General features: G+C 67.7%; 14 protein-coding genes. 9 read left to right on the top strand and 5 right to left on the bottom strand.

The annotated features are described in order from the left end of the window. Positions 1 to 11 precede the first annotated feature (11 nt). Entirely contained in the window at positions 12 to 2,942 is a 2,931-nt protein-coding gene (locus ACREYQ_RS02925; RefSeq protein WP_432259301.1) for a DEAD/DEAH box helicase, read from the bottom strand. Between the two features lie 310 nt (positions 2,943 to 3,252). Here ACREYQ_RS02925 and ACREYQ_RS02920 point away from each other — a divergent pair, with 310 nt between their 5' ends. The 6 genes from ACREYQ_RS02920 to ACREYQ_RS02895 all read left to right on the top strand — a co-directional run bounded on the left by ACREYQ_RS02920 (position 3,253) and on the right by ACREYQ_RS02895 (position 7,782). Continuing rightward, positions 3,253 to 4,173: a branched-chain amino acid transaminase gene (locus ACREYQ_RS02920; RefSeq protein WP_432259300.1), complete on the top strand. Its 921-nt coding sequence runs from the start codon at positions 3,253 to 3,255 to the stop codon at positions 4,171 to 4,173. Positions 4,174 to 4,229: 56 nt separating this feature from the next. Beyond that, positions 4,230 to 4,424, top strand: a complete 195-nt coding sequence (locus ACREYQ_RS02915) for a zinc-finger domain-containing protein (protein ID WP_078195358.1) — start codon at positions 4,230 to 4,232, stop codon at positions 4,422 to 4,424. A 118-nt stretch (positions 4,425 to 4,542) separates the two neighbouring features. Then, positions 4,543 to 5,565, top strand: a complete 1,023-nt coding sequence (gene waaF, locus ACREYQ_RS02910; RefSeq protein ID WP_432259299.1) for a lipopolysaccharide heptosyltransferase II — start codon at positions 4,543 to 4,545, stop codon at positions 5,563 to 5,565. Positions 5,566 to 5,596: 31 nt separating this feature from the next. Beyond that, positions 5,597 to 6,037: a YybH family protein gene (locus ACREYQ_RS02905; RefSeq protein ID WP_432259298.1), complete on the top strand. Its 441-nt coding sequence runs from the start codon at positions 5,597 to 5,599 to the stop codon at positions 6,035 to 6,037. Between the two features lie 43 nt (positions 6,038 to 6,080). After that, complete coding sequence (locus ACREYQ_RS02900) at positions 6,081 to 7,166, top strand: YheT family hydrolase (RefSeq protein ID WP_432259297.1); 1,086 nt, start codon at positions 6,081 to 6,083, stop codon at positions 7,164 to 7,166. A 25-nt stretch (positions 7,167 to 7,191) separates the two neighbouring features. Beyond that, complete coding sequence (locus tag ACREYQ_RS02895; RefSeq protein ID WP_432259296.1) at positions 7,192 to 7,782, top strand: DUF2946 family protein; 591 nt, start codon at positions 7,192 to 7,194, stop codon at positions 7,780 to 7,782. A 158-nt stretch (positions 7,783 to 7,940) separates the two neighbouring features. On the opposite strand, the gene ACREYQ_RS02890 is transcribed toward ACREYQ_RS02895, so the two are convergent. Beyond that, positions 7,941 to 9,737 carry a beta-barrel assembly-enhancing protease gene (locus tag ACREYQ_RS02890; protein WP_432259295.1) on the bottom strand — a complete coding sequence of 599 codons (1,797 nt, stop codon included), beginning with the start codon at positions 9,735 to 9,737 and terminating at the stop codon, positions 7,941 to 7,943. A 96-nt stretch (positions 9,738 to 9,833) separates the two neighbouring features. On the opposite strand from ACREYQ_RS02890, the gene moaC reads away from it, so the two are divergent. After that, positions 9,834 to 10,319 (top strand): cyclic pyranopterin monophosphate synthase MoaC, encoded by a 486-nt coding sequence (gene moaC / locus ACREYQ_RS02885; RefSeq protein ID WP_432259294.1) that lies wholly within the window; start codon positions 9,834 to 9,836, stop codon positions 10,317 to 10,319. Between the two features lie 69 nt (positions 10,320 to 10,388). On the opposite strand, the gene ACREYQ_RS02880 is transcribed toward moaC, so the two are convergent. Beyond that, complete coding sequence (locus ACREYQ_RS02880; protein WP_432259293.1) at positions 10,389 to 11,648, bottom strand: diguanylate cyclase; 1,260 nt, start codon at positions 11,646 to 11,648, stop codon at positions 10,389 to 10,391. Between the two features lie 342 nt (positions 11,649 to 11,990). Between ACREYQ_RS02880 and ACREYQ_RS02875 the strand changes: the two genes are divergently transcribed. Further along, positions 11,991 to 12,401: a hypothetical protein gene (locus tag ACREYQ_RS02875; RefSeq protein WP_432259292.1), complete on the top strand. Its 411-nt coding sequence runs from the start codon at positions 11,991 to 11,993 to the stop codon at positions 12,399 to 12,401. Between the two features lie 14 nt (positions 12,402 to 12,415). Then, positions 12,416 to 12,931 carry a hypothetical protein gene (locus ACREYQ_RS02870; RefSeq protein ID WP_432259291.1) on the top strand — a complete coding sequence of 172 codons (516 nt, stop codon included), beginning with the start codon at positions 12,416 to 12,418 and terminating at the stop codon, positions 12,929 to 12,931. A gap of 164 nt (positions 12,932 to 13,095) precedes the next feature. Here ACREYQ_RS02870 and ACREYQ_RS02865 read toward each other — a convergent pair whose 3' ends face one another. Continuing rightward, entirely contained in the window at positions 13,096 to 14,901 is a 1,806-nt protein-coding gene (locus ACREYQ_RS02865; protein ID WP_432260350.1) for a PglL family O-oligosaccharyltransferase, read from the bottom strand. Positions 14,902 to 14,997: 96 nt separating this feature from the next. Beyond that, complete coding sequence (locus ACREYQ_RS02860) at positions 14,998 to 15,486, bottom strand: pilin (protein WP_432259290.1); 489 nt, start codon at positions 15,484 to 15,486, stop codon at positions 14,998 to 15,000. Positions 15,487 to 15,499 lie beyond the last annotated feature (13 nt).

Here is a 15,499-nt window from a genome sequence, read left to right as displayed (position 1 = left end):
CCGCCAACGCCTCAGCGCCGCAGCAACCCCACCAGTTCGTCCACGTCCGGCAGCGGCGCGCCGGTGCCCGCCGCGCTGTCGTCGTCGGCCTCGAGCAGGCCGTCGGCCAGCGCGCGCTTGTCGCGGTGCAGGTCGACGATGCGCTCTTCGATGGTGCCCGCATTGATCAGCCGGTACACCGTAACCGGGCGCTGCTGGCCGATGCGGTGGGCGCGGCCCATGGCCTGGTCTTCGGCGGCGGGGTTCCACCAGGGGTCGGCGATGATCACGTAGTCGGCCGCGGTCAGGTTCAGGCCGAAGCCGCCGGCCTTCAGGCTGATCAGGAAGACATCGCCCTCGCCTGACTGGAAGGCGGCCACGCGGCGCGTGCGCTCGGCCGCGGGGGTGGCGCCATCCAGGTATTGCAGCGCCAGCCCGGCACGCTCCAGGCCCTGGCGCAGCAGCTGCAGGAAATCGACAAACTGGCTGAACACCAGGGTCTTGTGGCCGCTCGCGGCAAGCCCGCTGGCCAGCTCGACAAAGGCGCGCACCTTGGCGCCTTCGGACAGCTGGCCGCTGAGTTCCGGCGTGACCAGGCGCGGATCGCACGCCGCGCGGCGCAGCCGCATCAGCTGCGCCAGCACGTGGATGCGCGCCTGCGCCTGGTGCTGGGCCTGCGCCGGGGCCCGCGCCCGTGCCCCGGCCGGCGCGCCCTGGGTGGCCTTGCGGGCCGCCTCCGCGCGCGCCAGCGCGGCTTCGGCCTCGGTCTGGGCCTGGCGGCGCAACGCCTCGTAGTGCGCGGCTTCGACCGGCTCGGGCTCGACGCGGATCACCAGCTCGGTGCGCGGCGGCAGTTCGTCCAGCACCTGCGCCTTGGTCCGGCGCAGCACGAAGGGCGCGATCATGCGGCGCAGGCGCAGGCGCGCCTCGCGCATGCCGGCGCGCTCGATCGGGTTGGCAAAATGCTCGTTGAAACGGGCCAGCGAGCCCAGCAGGCCCGGATTGCAGAACCGCATCACCGACCACAGCTCGGCCAGCCGGTTCTCCACCGGCGTGCCGCTCAGCGCCAAGCGGAAGCCCGACGGCAGCGCGAACATCGCCTGGGCCCGCCGCGTGACCGCGTTCTTGAAGGCCTGGGCCTCGTCGGCCACCACGGTATGCCATTCGCGCCCGCAGAAGTCCTTGCTGGCCTGCTGCAGCAGCGTGTACGAGACGATGACAAGATCGTGCGGCCCGGCCTGTGCCAGCAGCGTGTCGCGCTCGCCTTCGGCATAGACATGGACGTTGAGCGTGGGCGCGAAGCGCCGCGCCTCGGCGGCCCAGTTGCCGCACACCGAGGTCGGCGCGATCACGAGCGCGGCGCCGCCGCCGGCGCGCGCCACCAGCACCGCCAGCGCCTGCAGGGTCTTGCCCAGGCCCATGTCGTCGGCCAGGCAGGCGCCCAGGCCCGAGGCCGCCAGCGTCATGGCCCAGCGGTAGCCGGCCTCCTGGTAGGGGCGCAGCTCGGCCGCCAGCGTGGCAGGCAGCGCGATGTCGGCCTCGCGCGCGGCGCGCAGCCGGGCGATGCGCTGGCGGAAATGCGCGTCGGGATCGATGCCGGCGCCGGCCAGCACGTCGTCCAGCCAGGGCGTGGCCATCTGCGGCACGCGGATGCCGTCGGGCACCCGCTCGCCGACGCCGGCCAGGTCGCGCAGCCGGCCGCGCAAAGCGCGCGTCAGCGCCACGTAGACGCCCTGCCCCATCGGCACGAAGCGCCCCGCATGGCTGCCGGTCCAGTCGATCAGCTTGCCCAGTTCCAGCACCAGCCCTTCGGCCACGCGCAGCTCGCCGGCCAGCCGGTACCACGCGCCGCGGCTCTCGATCTGCACGCCCAGCTGCGGCAGGTCGGCCGGCAGCACCCGCATCTCCTTGCCGCGCGGCCATTCGACGGCTTGCACTGCGGCCAGGCCGGGCAGCGCCTCGACCACGTCAAGGGCGTCCTCCGGATCGTCCAGCGTCCAGGTGTATTCCCCGCCCGGCGGCGACAGCGCCACCAGTTGCGGCAGCGCGGCGAAGACTTCGGCCACGCTGGCCAGTTCGGCGTCCAGGTCGCGCTGCGTGGCCAGGGTCTCGCCGCGCACCGCGGCCATCAGCCGCTCGCGTCCGGCGCCCGGCGCGAGCCGTGGCCCGAGCGGGCCCAGCGGCGTCACCACCAGGCGCAAAGAGATGCCGCGCCCGACCGGCGCCACTTCGGCGCGCAGGCGCGCCTCGGCCTGCACTGCGCGCGTGCCGCCCGCGGCATCGGCCTGGATCTGGAACTGTCCGGCCAGCGCGCGCAGGGTCTGGTCGAGCCGGGCGTGGCCGTCTTCCGGGATCAACAGGCCATTGCCGATCAGCCGCGCGGCCTCGAACTGCGCCGGGGTATAGCGGATCACCCGCAGCCGGTGCGGGCCATCGCGCACCACCGTGACCTGGCGCAGCGCCTCGGCCTCCTGGCGCGCGGCGGCGGGCAGCAAGGCCTCCATCGCCGGGGCCTCGCGCACCGGCGGGAACATGTGCAGCACGTAGCGGCCGGTGCTGTGGACCGCCTCCAGCGCGGGCGCGTCCTCCACCACCTCGAGCGTCTGCGTGGGCGCGTGGGCCAGCACCACGCCCGGGTGCCCCACCAGCGCCATCACCGCCATGGCGCGGTCCAGCACGTAGCGCCGGCTGTGCGACTGGTCGCGGCGGATGGCCCGGGCCACGCGGGCGTCCCAGGGCTCCAGCCGGTCGTCCTCGGCCACCCGCGCCAGCGCCACCGGCCTGGGCTTGCCCCAGCCGCGCGCGCCGCGGACCTGTTCCAGCGGCTCGATCGTGCCGGGCACGCCGTCGGCATCCAGCGTCAGCGCCCACAGCAGGCGCCGCGCTTCTGCGCCGGCGGCGGGCTCGGTGCCGGCGAGCGCGCGCAGCGCATCCAGCGCCTGCTGCCAGTTGGCTTGCGGCACCTCGTTGGAAGCGGATTCGGACGAGACTATGGAGTCTGAATGTGGGGTCAGAGGCACAGCGGGACTTGGATAGAAAAAGCCTCAACTTCCACCGTCATTCCCGCGCAGGCGGGAATCCAGCGTCTTTCCCCACTGGGGCGTTAAAAGTCACTGGGTTCCCGCCTGCGCGGGAACGACAAGCACTTAAGTGGACGGCATCTGTGCAAAAAACGCATTCTAGACCCTTGGTCGCCGGCCTTCGCGTTGTGACCCATGCCCCCCGGGCTTACAATATTGCTTTTGCAATTTCCACGGCGCACGGAGAACAGACATGTCGATGGCGGATCGCGACGGCAAGATTTGGATGGACGGCAAGCTGATCGAATGGCGCGACGCCAAGATCCACGTGCTGACGCATACGCTGCACTACGGCATGGGTGTGTTCGAGGGCGTGCGCGCCTACAAGACCCCCGAGGGCACCGCCATCTTCCGCCTGAAGGAGCACACCCGGCGCCTGTTCAACTCGGCCAAGATCTTCCAGATGGCCATGCCCTTCGACGAGGCCACGCTCGAAGCCGCCCAGCGCGAAGTGGTGCGCGCCAACAACCTGGAATCCTGCTACATCCGCCCGCTGGTGTGGATCGGCTCGGAAAAGCTGGGCGTGTCGGCCCGGGGCAACACCATCCATGTCGCCATCGCGGCCTGGCCGTGGGGCGCCTACCTGGGCGAGGAAGGCATGGAGCGCGGCATCCGCGTGAAGACCTCGTCCTTCACCCGCCACCACGTCAACGTATCGCTGGTGCGCGCCAAGGCCAGCGGCTACTACATCAACTCGATCCTGGCCAACCAGGAAGCCACCGGCCTGGGCTACGACGAAGCGCTGCTGCTCGACACCGACGGCTACGTCAGCGAAGGCTCGGGCGAGAACGTCTTTATCGTGCGCAACGGCGTGATCTACACCCCGGACCTGGCCTCGTGCCTGGACGGCATCACCCGCGACGCCACCCTGACCATCGCGCGCGACCTGGGCATCGAGGTGCGTGAAAAGCGCATCACCCGCGACGAGATGTACTGCGCCGACGAGGCCTTCTTCACCGGCACCGCCGCCGAAGTCACGCCGATCCGCGAACTGGACGACCGCGTTATCGGCGAAGGCCGCCGCGGCCCGGTGACCAAGCGCATCCAGGACACGTTCTTCGCCGCCGTGGGCGGCACCGACGAAAAATACAAGAAGTGGCTGACGCTGGTCTGAAGCCCGAGCACACCCGCTGTTTTCATCGAACAATAAGCATCAATCCCCGCAACACCATGACGCAAACCGCCACCATCATCGAAATCGGCGCTGAAGATATTCCGCTGCATTGCCCGACCGCCAACACCCCGGCATGGAACTACCATCCGCGCGTGTTTCTCGACGTGGCAGACACCGGCGAGGCCAGGTGCCCCTACTGCGGCACCGTCTACAAGCTCAAGCCGGGCACCGTGCTGAAGGGCCACCACTGACCCGAGCCTCCTGCAATCGCACGATCCCGACGCACCGGGCCGCCCTCAGGCGCCCCGGTGCGTTGGCGTTCCCGGCGTCCGCGCCGGTGCGCCCGTGCCGGCTCCTTGCGCCCCGCCCATGAAGAAAGCCCTCGTCATCGCCCCCAACTGCATCGGCGACGCCCTGATGGCGCAGCCGCTGTTTGCGCTGCTCAAGTCACGCCATCCGCGCCTGGTCATCGACGCACTCGCGCCCAGGGGGGTCGCGCCGGTGCTCGCGCGCATGCCGGAGATCGGCCGCGTGTTCCCGTCCGACCTCGCGCACGGCAAGCTGCAGTTGTCAGCGCGGCTGATGTTCGCGCAGCAACTGAAGAACGAAGGCTACGACCTCGGCTACGTGCTGCCGAACTCGCTCAAGGCGGCGCTGATCCCGTGGCTGGCCGGCATTCCGCTGCGCGTCGGCTACCGTGGCGAAGCGCGCTTCGGCATGCTCAACGTGCGCCACGCCAACCCGCCGCGCGACCAGCGCCCGCCGATGGCCGAGCACTACGCCCGCCTGGCGCTCAAGCCCGGCGCGCGCCTGCCCGAAGACCTGCCCGAGCCGCGCCTGCGGGTCGACCCGGCGCGCGTGGCGGCCACCGCCGAGCGCTTCGGCCTGGCCCCGCACGCGCGCGTGATCGCGTTCTGTCCGGGCGCGGAGTCCGGCCCGGCCAGGCGCTGGCCGGCCGGCCATTTCGCCAGGCTGGCGCAGATGCTGCGGCGTTCCTACCCGTACGCGCAGATGATCGCGCTGGGCTCGGCCAAGGACGCCGAGATCGCCGCGGAGATCGCCAGCGAGGCCCCGTTCGTGCGCAACCTGTGCGGCCAGACCTCGCTCGACGATGCGGTGGACCTGCTGGCGCTGTCCGAAGCCGCGGTCTGCAACGATTCGGACCTGATGCACGTCTGCGCGGCGCTGAGCCGCCCCCAGGTGGCGGTGTACGGTTCGACCGATCCGCGCCACGCGCCGCCGCTGTCACAGGCAGCGAGTATCATGTGGCTGCAGCTGGAGTGCAGTCCCTGCTTCAAGCACGAGTGCCCGCTGGGCCACCTGCGCTGCCTGAAAGAGATCGAACCAGAAATGGTGTTTGTCGAGCTGCGCAAGCTGCTGCACCGGCCCTGACTTCCCCGCCCTTGCCACGTCTACTGCCAACATGCCTCGCTTTGCCCGCCTGTTCGATTCCGCCGAAGACATCGTCGAAGCCTTTCGCGAAGCGCTGAAGCTGCGCGACGCCGAGGGCGCGCTGCGCCTGTGGCTGGACGAAGACTCGATCACCTGCGTGCTGCCCGACGGGCAGCGCCTGATCGGCCACGAACAGCTGCGCCAGGCCTTCTCGCAGCTGCTGGAAGAACAGCCGGTGCTGGTCGACGCCATCGAAACCAGCAGCCATGCGTCGATGGCCGTGTCGATCTTCGACGTGACCGAGGCGCTGCGCTTCGGCAGCGACCGCGTCGAGGCCGACCTGTATGTGCACACCACCTATGTGCTGATGCAGAACCACGAAGGCTGGCGCCTGGCCCATATCCACTGCAGCCCGGCCAATGCCGTGCAGGTAGCCACCGTGGCCGCCGCCCCAGGGCAGGCGCTGCACTGATTCCGCACGGCCGCGCCGCGGCCTGCTGCAACACCACACCGGCATGACGCAGCTTCCGCACCACCGCCTGCCACACGCCGTCCAGGCTGACCTCGCCACCGCACCCGCGCGCGGCTATGGCGATGGCGTGCCGATGCCCTGGTGGCTGCGCGGGGGCCATGCCCAGACCATCATCCCCGCGCGCTTCACGCGCCGCCCGCCGCGCGTGAGCTTTCGCCGCGAACGTTGGGACACCCCCGACCAGGACTTCATCGACCTCGACTGGACCACCCATGCGGTGCAGCCGGATACGCCGCTGGTGGTGATGTTCCACGGCCTGGAGGGCGATTCCGGCAGCCATTACGCGCAGGCGCTGATGCATGCGCTGTCCCAGCGCGGCTGGCAGGGCGTGGTCCCGCACTTCCGCGGCTGCTCGGGCGAACTCAACCTGGCGCCGCGCTTCTACCACTCGGGCGATTCCGCCGAGATCCGCTGGGTGCTGGAGCGCATGCGCCAGCGCCACTGCGCCAGCGGGCGCAAACTGCTGGTGGTGGGGATCTCGTTGGGCGGCAACGCGCTGCTGCGCTTCCTGGGCGAAGACGGCACCAGCGCCGGCCATGTGCATGCGGCCGCGGCGATCTCCGCGCCGCTGGACCTGGCTGCCGGGGGCGCGGCGCTGTCGGCCGGCTTCAACCTGGTCTACACGCGCATGTTCCTGCAGACGCTCAAGCGCAAGTCGCTGGCCAAGCTGGGGCAGTTCCCGGGGCTGTTCGACCGCGACACGATGCTGGCCAGCCGCGACCTGTACGCCTTCGACAACGTCGTCACGGCGCCGCTGCACGGCTTTGCCGATACCGACGACTACTGGCGCCGCGCCGCCAGCAAACCCGTGCTGCGCGACATCGCCGTGCCCACACTGGTGCTCAATGCGCGCAACGATCCCTTCCTGCCGGCCCGGCACCTGCCCGGCCCGGCCGACGCCAGCCCGCAGGTATGGCTGGAGCAGCCCGAGCACGGCGGCCATGTCGGCTTCATGACCCCGCCCGAGGGCTGGCGCCGGCAGCTGCCGCTGCTGCCAGACGGGCGCTTCAGCGGCCATATCGAATGGCTGCCGGCGCGGATCCTGCGCTTTTTTGACAGCATGATGTAGGCGGGGGTCCGCCGGGGAGACAGAGATGGACGAGATCGTCAGGCAAGCGATGGCACGCTGGCCCAACGTGCCCAACGCCTACGGCTGGCTGGCGCTGGACCGCCGCGGCCAGTGGCGCCTGCGCAACGAGTACGCCCAGCAGCACGGGCTGTCGGGCGACCCCATCCGCAACCAAGCGCTGACCGGCTTTATCGAACGCAACTACCTGTGCGACGAGCGTGGTGCCTGGTACTTCCAGAACGGACCGCAGCGGGTGTTCGTAGCACTGGGCTATGCGCCGTGGATCGTGCGGCTGCATGAGGGCGAGTTTCGCACCACCACGCAGCAGGCCTTCACGCTGCAGGCCTGTTATGCCGACGAGCACGGCAACGTGGTGCTGGCTGGCGCGGTCGGGGGCATGGCGCAAGGCAGCGCGCCGGCACCGCAGGCCGCCCTGCTGCACGACCACGACCTGGAACTGTTCAGCGGCACCAGCACCTGGCATGGCGAAGCGTGCGGCGCGGCCCTGGGCGTGTTCCACCACGCCGGCCGCGATATCCCGATCGAGCCCGTCGCGGAAGACGAGGTGCCGAAGCGCTTCGGCTTCGTGCGCGAGCCGGCGCCGCCGGCTGGCTGACTAATATCGGGGCCGTAGCATTGAGCCATTCGGCTAGCCATCGTCGTTCCCGCGAAGGCGGGAACCCAGTGACTTCAAAAAACGCTGGATTTCCGCCTGCGCGGGAATGGCGTAGTGCTTGATACCTTGTCACCGTAGCACCGTAGCGGCACCGCCCCTCAGTTCGGCATGCCCTTGTTGTCCTGCTTGTCCTCGCGGAACTGGCGCTCCAGCTGGTGCAGGCGCGCATCGACCTCGGACAGCGTGTAGAAGTCGCCGTCGCCGGCCTTGCGCGCGATCTGAAGCTGTTCGATGGCGGCCTGGTAGGAGCCGTCCATCGCGTACTTCTCGGCCAGCGCCTGGTGCTGCTGCAGACGCTTGCCCTGCCCCGCGTAAGCGCGTGCCAGCATTTCCCACCAATCGCTGCGCCCGGTCTCCTGGCGCGTGCGCTCGCGCAGGAAGCGCACGGCGTCGTCATAGCGGCCCGAGCCGACCAGGGTCTCGGCATAGGCGATCGCCACCGCGTGCGACAGCGGGAACGCCTTCATCGAGGCACTGGCCTGGGACAGCGCCTCGGGCACTCGGCCCTGCGCGCGCGCCAGTTCCACCGCCATCACGTCGAGCATGGGGCTGCCCGAGGTGGCGCCGGGAATATTGCCGTAGAGGCGGCGCGCCTCGCCCAGTGCCTGCTCGGCGGCGGCGTAGCGGCCCAGGCGCTGCTCCGTAAACGCGATCCCGTAATACACCGCCGGCAGGCGCAGCGCCGAGGCCCCGGGCATCTGCGCCTGCAATGCGGCCCGCAGATTCTGCAAATCGCTGGGCGAGCTCTCCTGGATCACGCGAGCCCGCATGCGGGCAAATTCGTACTCCGGCGTATTGGACACCTTGCGCGCCGCGACGTGCCTGACACGATCCTGCATGTCGGCAATCCGCTCGGAGGTCAGCGGGTGGGTCCGCACATAGGACGGCACCGAGTTCTCCGCGGTCCCCGACGCGCGCTGCAGCCGCATGAAGAAATCGGGCATGCCTTGCGGGTCAAACCCCGCCGCGGTCAGGATCTGGAAGCCGACCCGGTCAGCCTCGCGCTCGGCGCCGCGCGAGAACGACAACTGGTTGGCGATGGCCGCGCCCTGCCCGCCCATCGCCAGCGCCGCCGCCGCATCCGGGCTGCGCGTCGCGGCCAGGCCCGCCAGCACCATCGACGCCAGCGCGATCCACATCGACTGGTCCTGCGAGGTAATGCCGCGCGCGATATGCCGCTGCATCACGTGGCCGATTTCATGGCCCAGCACCGAGGCCAGCTCCGACTCAGTGTCGGACTGCACCAGCAGCCCCGTATGCACGCCGATAAAGCCGCCCGGCAGCGCAAACGCGTTGATGCTGCGGTCGCGCACCGCGAACAGGTCAAAGCCGGTGGCAAACGTGCCCGCCCCGGTCGAGCCGGAAATATTCTGGCGCCGCGCCGCCTGCACCAGCCGGTAGCCGAGCGCGTTCAGGTAATCGGACAGCAAGGGGTCCGCCACGTACTGCGGGTCGCGCCGGATATCGCGCATGATGCGGTCGCCCAGCCGCTTTTCCATGTCGGGCGAGAGCGAAGCCGTGGACGGGTCGCCCAGGTCCGGCAACTGCACGCCGCCGGCCTCGACCACCGCATTGTTGGTACGCAGGCCGAACTCGGATTTCTGGCCTGCCTTCACGCTGCGGTTCAGGTTGTCGTAGACCTGGTCGCTGGCCTCGTCCGGGATGGCGGGCACGGGCTGGCGGCTGGCGGCCACGGGCGTGGCTGGCGCCGCCGCCGTGCGCGGCGTACCCTGGGGCCAGGCCGGCGCCGCGAACGTCAGCGCCAGCAGCGCCGCCAGCGGCCGCCGCCATGGCGTCCAGGCGCCGCGATGTGACGAGGAACCGGCAGGAACAGCGTCCGCCACGGCGCCAGGGCCGCTTGCGGCAGACCTGCGAAGCGATGGGTGTTTTGGCATGTTGCTATGATAGCGGCCTCCCGTGGCCGTTCCCATCGGATGCTTCCCAATGGCGCCGGCGGCCCCTTGCACGCAGTTCGCACCGATGCTCCGATCATGACCCAGCTCACCCATTTCGATACCGCCGGACAAGCCCACATGGTCGACGTCGGCGACAAGGCCAGCACCCACCGCGTCGCGGTGGCCACCGGCACCATCGCCATGCAGCCCGCCACCTTCGCGCTGGTGCGCGACGGCAGCGCCAAAAAGGGCGACGTAATCGGCATCGCCCGCGTGGCGGCGATCATGGCCACCAAGCGCACCGCCGACCTGATCCCGCTATGCCACCCGATCGGCCTGACCAAGGTCGCCGTCGAGTTCAACCTGGATGAAGCCACCGCCACTGTCGCCTGCACCGTGCGCACCGAGACCCGCGGCCAGACCGGCGTGGAGATGGAGGCACTGACCGGCGTGCAGGTGGCGCTGCTGACGATCTACGACATGTGCAAGGCGGTGGACCGGGGCATGGTGATGGGCAATGTCCGGTTGTTGGAAAAGCATGGGGGCAAGTCGGGCGACTGGGTGGCTGATTCAGGCAAGTAATGGTTTTATAAGCCTGAACTGCGCCATTCAGATCAGGTCGCCCTGATGGCGCGATCGTCGCCGCCTTATCTACGGCGCATCCGCCCAATCGGCATGACGCGGGTCCCTGTCCGACGCCGCCGAATCAAATATCGCGAGCGGAAGGGAATTCGCGCCCTTCCCCGCGGATTCGTCCGACCATTGGCGGCACCGGATACTGTTGCGCCCGGAGGCTTTGGCCTCATAGAGCAAGGCATCGGCGGCAGCGATCAAGGATCCTTCGGTCACGTCTTCCCCTGCAACCGAAAAATCGACGGCCAATACGCCAAAGCTGGCCGTGGTGGCAATGCTGCGACCGGGACCATCATTCGTCGGGCTACCCGCGATCGTCGCACGTAGCCGTTCCGCAACGTGCAAGGCACTGTCAAGGTCGGTTTGCGACAAGACCAGAAGGAACTCTTCGCCGCCATAGCGCACGGTGCTGTCAACGTGCCTGCGGGTCAGCGCCCGCAGCACCGTCGCAATGTGCTGCAGGACGGCGTCGCCAGTCTGGTGCCCATAGGCGTCGTTGATCGACTTGAAGTGATCTACATCACATACCACAAGGGTCAACCAGTGTTTATGCCGCCGTGCCCTCGCGACTTCCATCGGCAGTAGCGTTTCATGCAGATGGCGCCGGTTGTAGCACCCGGTGAGATGGTCGCGTACCGACAGATGCTTCAGGTCAATCAGGACACGGTACTCGTCGCGCCATAAGCGATGGTAGCGGCGGGCTGCAACCAGTCCGAAGCTGTTGGCAAGCAGCAAGAGCATCGACATGGTCAGTGCGTCAGAGGGAGTCAGATTGCCCTTTTCCAATGCAATCAGGATGAAAACCACCGTGGTCGCAATGGCAATCCCCTGCGCGATGACCAGCCGATTGGGGATGAAGAGGTAGACGACGATCAACATGATGCACAGGGACATTGCATGCCATGCGATCTCGTGCGGGCGGTTCCAGACGATGAGCATGAACGTTGCCATCCCGACCACTTCAGCGGCGCTTGCCACAAACCAGAGACCCGCTATGGGTTCCGGGTGTTCGCGAATCAGGAACCAGCCCAGGATTGCCGTGATCGCGACGAGAGTGCGGCCAACGAACAGCATCATTGCCACATGCCCATATCCCAGAGCCGCCACATCCGTCATGGCAAAGGCCAGGTAGAAGGTGGAGCAGAAGAACAATGTCAGGCGTAGCGAAGTTCGGCTGTGGCCCAGATGGTGACGCTGGAAGGCAAGTTCCAATTCAGCACTGCGGAACTCCACGCGCAGCGGGTGGATTCCAGATTCAGATGAGGATTCGGCGTTCAAGGTCTTGTCTGCTAAGTTCTGCTTGAAACACTTTATTACATTTCCGCCGACACCGCCCACACCGCCGTGACCGCTTCCTGGCCGCTGATACCTATGCCTGAAATGCTTCATCAGTTATTCGACATTGGCGCAGGACTGACTGATCGGATCGCGCCCTTGATCACGATGTCTTACGCCATCGTTGTTCCCCCGAAATAATGGTAACGCCCCATTTCCAGGCACACCGCCCCGACGCCAGCGCGCGACAATTTGGTATTCAATACGATTGCAGGCCGGCAATGATCGCGGCCTGCTGACCCTGTCCGTGGCGTGCCACCGGCGCGGCGGGGAAAGGGAGATACCATGAACGGGCGCACGCTCTGCCAGCTCGCCCTGGCACTCGCGGCCACGGCCGCAAGCGGCGCCGCCCTCGCCGGGCGGGCCGATTTGGATCACCATGACGGACGCGGCGGCTTCATCAAGACCCGCGTCGGCGTCGGCGTCTACTTCGGGCCCGGTGTGTTCTATGGCGGCTACCCGTACGCCTATCCCGCCTATCCGTACTATCCGCCGGCCGTGGTCGCGGTACCGGCGCCGCCGCCGCAATACATCGAGCAGGGCCCCAACGGGCCGGTTCCCGCCCCCGGCCCGGAGGGTGCGCAACCGCCGCAAAGCTGGTATTACTGCAGCGAGCCGGACGGCTACTATCCCTACGTGCAGTCCTGCCCCGGCGGCTGGCAACGCGTGCCGGCGCAACCGCCGGCCAACTCCTGATGCGGGGTGACACCATGCATGCCTTGACCCGTGCCGCGCTGGCCGCGGCCACCCTGACCCTCGGCGCCTGCGCCGTGATGCCTTCTGGCCCCAGCGTGATGGCGCTGCCGGGCACCGGCAAGAACTTCGACCAGTTCCGCGCCGACGACTACAACTGCCGGCAGTTCGCCCTCGGGCAGGTCGGCGGGGTCTCGTCAGCGCAGGCCGCCAACAATGCCGCGGTCGGCAGCGCCGTGGTCGGCACCGCGCTGGGCGCGGCGGCTGGCGCGGCCTTCAATGGCGGTTCGGGTGCGGCGGTGGGCGCTGGCATCGGCCTGCTGACCGGCGCGGCGGTTGGCGCGGGCAATGCGCAGTACGCGGGCTATGGCACGCAGCAGCAATACGACGCCGCCTATGTCCAGTGCATGTACGCCAGCGGCAACCGCGTGCCGGTCCCGGGGCGTGTGGCCGCCGCGCCGGCGCCGCGGTACTACTACTATCCGCCGCCCCCGCCGCGGGTCTATTACAGCCCGTACCCGTACTACTATTGAGCTTCCCCTAATTCGCGACAGTGCAAAAACATCCACAGTCATTCCCGCGCAGGCGGGAATCCAGCGTCTTTCACGTCCCCTTTGGGGATGAAGTCACTGGGTTCCCGCCTGCGCAGGAACGACAAGCAAGAAGCGTTGTCGTGAATTTCGGAAACATCAATCGGTCAGTGACGGCTTGACCCGGAGAACCGGCGCGAGCGATCTCCCACCCAGGCGCAGAATGCCTGCGGGCGTTCGTCGGGCTTCAGTGCCCGGCAATCCTGCGCGATCGCCGCATACTGCGCGGCTTCATCGCCCAGGTAATACCAGCGCAGCCGTTCCATCCACTGACGGCCCTGCGCGGGATCTCCGGTCAGCGCCAGCAGCAACGCGGTGCGCGAGATCATGGTCGGCGTCGGCAGCAGGTGGACGGCGGCGATGTGGGCGGGCAGCAGCTCCGCCGCGTTCTCAGGCGTGATGGTGGCCTGTCCGGCGGCATCGGCCTGCGCATGCTGGCGGAACCAGAAACGCGGCATCGGCAAGGCATTGCGGCCCTCGCTGCCGGCATATTCGCGCGCTTCGGCGCGGCGGTAGTCTTGCCACATGGTGCCCAGCACGACTGCAGCCACAACGACGAACGCAAGCGCCAGCCCCCGCGCCACCGGCATCGGCACGCGCCAGCGCCCGAAGCCCGACGGCTCCAGCCAACCGAGCATGAAGCAGAACGGCAGGAAGAAATACAGGTAATGCAGCGGGTATTCGAGCATCGAATGCGCGCACAGCATCGCCAGCCAGGCCAGCACCAGCACGGTCTGCTTGCGGTCTTCGCTGTCGCCGTGCCACAAGCGAACGTGAATCACGCGCCATAGCCACGCCAGCAGGATCACGCCCACGCCGGCGGTGCCGACGATGCCCGTCTTCGCCAGCAAGTCGAGAATGGCGTTGTGCGCGTGCAGGGACATCTCCACCTTGACGCCGACTTGCTGCAACTGCTGGAATTGCGCCCAGCCGAACTCACCCCAGCCGACACCGAACCAGGGGTGGGAGCGGAACATTGCCAGCGCATGCGTCCACAGCGCGCCTCGCGCGGACATCTGGTCTTCGGCCTCAAGCTGCGCGATGGTATCGAACAGGTGCCAGTCAAACGCATGGCCTGCCGCGCGGATCGCAGGCTGCAGGATCAACAGCATTGCCACCATCGCGACTGCGGCGACAAGCAGACCGATTGGCCGCTGCATGGGATCCAGGTCGCGTCGAGCGCCTCGCGCGAGCCACGCGGTGACCAGCGCGTACGTCGCAGCCAGACCAACATGCAGCACGCCGGTGCGCGAACCGGATAGCACGATGCCGCTTTCCAGCAAGGCCACGGCTGCGAGCCACATCGGGAAGCGCAGGCGGCCACGCGAGGCCAGCCAGACTGACGCGGCCAGCGCCAGGCCTTCGACGGTGGCTTGGTGGTTGGGCTGGTTCAGGTTGCCCCAGAGGCGGCGGTTGGTGTCGTAGAAGTAGGTGGAGACTAGGCCGAGGGTATGGGGCTCGAGGTGGAAGAGTTGGATCCATTGGGTGAGAGTGCCCAGGAGGCCAGCTAGTAGCAAGGCAATGGCCAAGGCGTCGGCCATGGCTGGCCGAGCGTGCCGGGACGACGACTGACCGCATCGCCACGCCGCAATCATGACCATAGTTCCGAGCGTCAGGGTGAATTGCGTGAGAAGGCGGCTGCCCGAGACATCGAGCATACCGGCCGCAGCCTGTGCAAGGCTGGCGGCAATGGGCCAAAGCGGAAACACTGCGGCCCAAGGCAATACCGTTGCGCTTGGCGACCGCTGATGCCTTAGGACAAAAGCTATACCGCAAAGCGCGGCTGTAAACGATGCCGCCACCCATTCGCCGTAGAACGTTGCAAGTGGCAGCGTATGTTTTGAGACCAGCAGCGGAACAACAATTGCTAGGACAACGGCGGCCGTCGGCATATCGATCCTGGACGGCGGCATGAGGAGCGCCTTGTTGGAGAATTGGCGCATGATAACTTGGACGTTGGGCAAAAAAGGCGCCCGAAGGCGCCTTCATCCTACCTCAAGCCAAGCGGATCAGCTCGATGCGCAGTTGATACCACGGCCGCCCGTGGTTGCCGTGGAGCTACAACCCGTGCCGGTCAGTGCCCAAGCCACAACACCATTAGCCAGCGTCGGAGTAATAGTCAGAGCCATTTTTGCCGAAGGCGAGGCGTTATCCATGCCCGTGGTCGTCAGCGTAATAACGCCATTGGTTGCCGACACGGCATCGACGTATGCGATCGTCGCGCCAGCGTTGTTGGCAGCGATTGCCGCCGGAATGTCGTTAGTACCCGTGTTACAGCCAGTCAGCGTGCCCGTGGTCTGAGCACACATTGCGATCGTCATCTTGAATGAATCAATGCCGGCGAGTGCGCCCGATACCTTGGAACGCTGAGTATAGTCAGAATATTGCGGAATGGCGATTGCGGCCAAAATACCAATGATCGCCACCACGATCATCAGTTCGATTAGCGTGAATCCCTTCTGCACCCGTTTTTTAATTCCCCTCCGTGCTTTTTTCATGTCATGACCCCTA

The sequence above is a fragment of the Cupriavidus sp. TMH.W2 genome, assembly GCF_050847365.1.
Taxonomy (GTDB): domain Bacteria; phylum Pseudomonadota; class Gammaproteobacteria; order Burkholderiales; family Burkholderiaceae; genus Cupriavidus.
Note: the sequence above shows the minus strand (reverse complement) of the source record. Positions and strands in the feature narration are given on the sequence as shown.

Coding starts and splice junctions, on each gene's coding strand:
- ACREYQ_RS02920 (WP_432259300.1), top strand. CDS start 3,253: ATGTCGATGGCGGATCGCGACGGCAAGATTTGGATGGACGGCAAGCTG.
- ACREYQ_RS02915 (WP_078195358.1), top strand. CDS start 4,230: ATGACGCAAACCGCCACCATCATCGAAATCGGCGCTGAAGATATTCCG.
- waaF (WP_432259299.1), top strand. CDS start 4,543: ATGAAGAAAGCCCTCGTCATCGCCCCCAACTGCATCGGCGACGCCCTG.
- ACREYQ_RS02905 (WP_432259298.1), top strand. CDS start 5,597: ATGCCTCGCTTTGCCCGCCTGTTCGATTCCGCCGAAGACATCGTCGAA.
- ACREYQ_RS02900 (WP_432259297.1), top strand. CDS start 6,081: ATGACGCAGCTTCCGCACCACCGCCTGCCACACGCCGTCCAGGCTGAC.
- ACREYQ_RS02895 (WP_432259296.1), top strand. CDS start 7,192: ATGGACGAGATCGTCAGGCAAGCGATGGCACGCTGGCCCAACGTGCCC.
- ACREYQ_RS02890 (WP_432259295.1), bottom strand. CDS start 9,737: ATGCCAAAACACCCATCGCTTCGCAGGTCTGCCGCAAGCGGCCCTGGC.
- moaC (WP_432259294.1), top strand. CDS start 9,834: ATGACCCAGCTCACCCATTTCGATACCGCCGGACAAGCCCACATGGTC.
- ACREYQ_RS02875 (WP_432259292.1), top strand. CDS start 11,991: ATGAACGGGCGCACGCTCTGCCAGCTCGCCCTGGCACTCGCGGCCACG.
- ACREYQ_RS02870 (WP_432259291.1), top strand. CDS start 12,416: ATGCATGCCTTGACCCGTGCCGCGCTGGCCGCGGCCACCCTGACCCTC.
- ACREYQ_RS02865 (WP_432260350.1), bottom strand. CDS start 14,901: ATGCCGCCGTCCAGGATCGATATGCCGACGGCCGCCGTTGTCCTAGCA.
- ACREYQ_RS02860 (WP_432259290.1), bottom strand. CDS start 15,486: ATGAAAAAAGCACGGAGGGGAATTAAAAAACGGGTGCAGAAGGGATTC.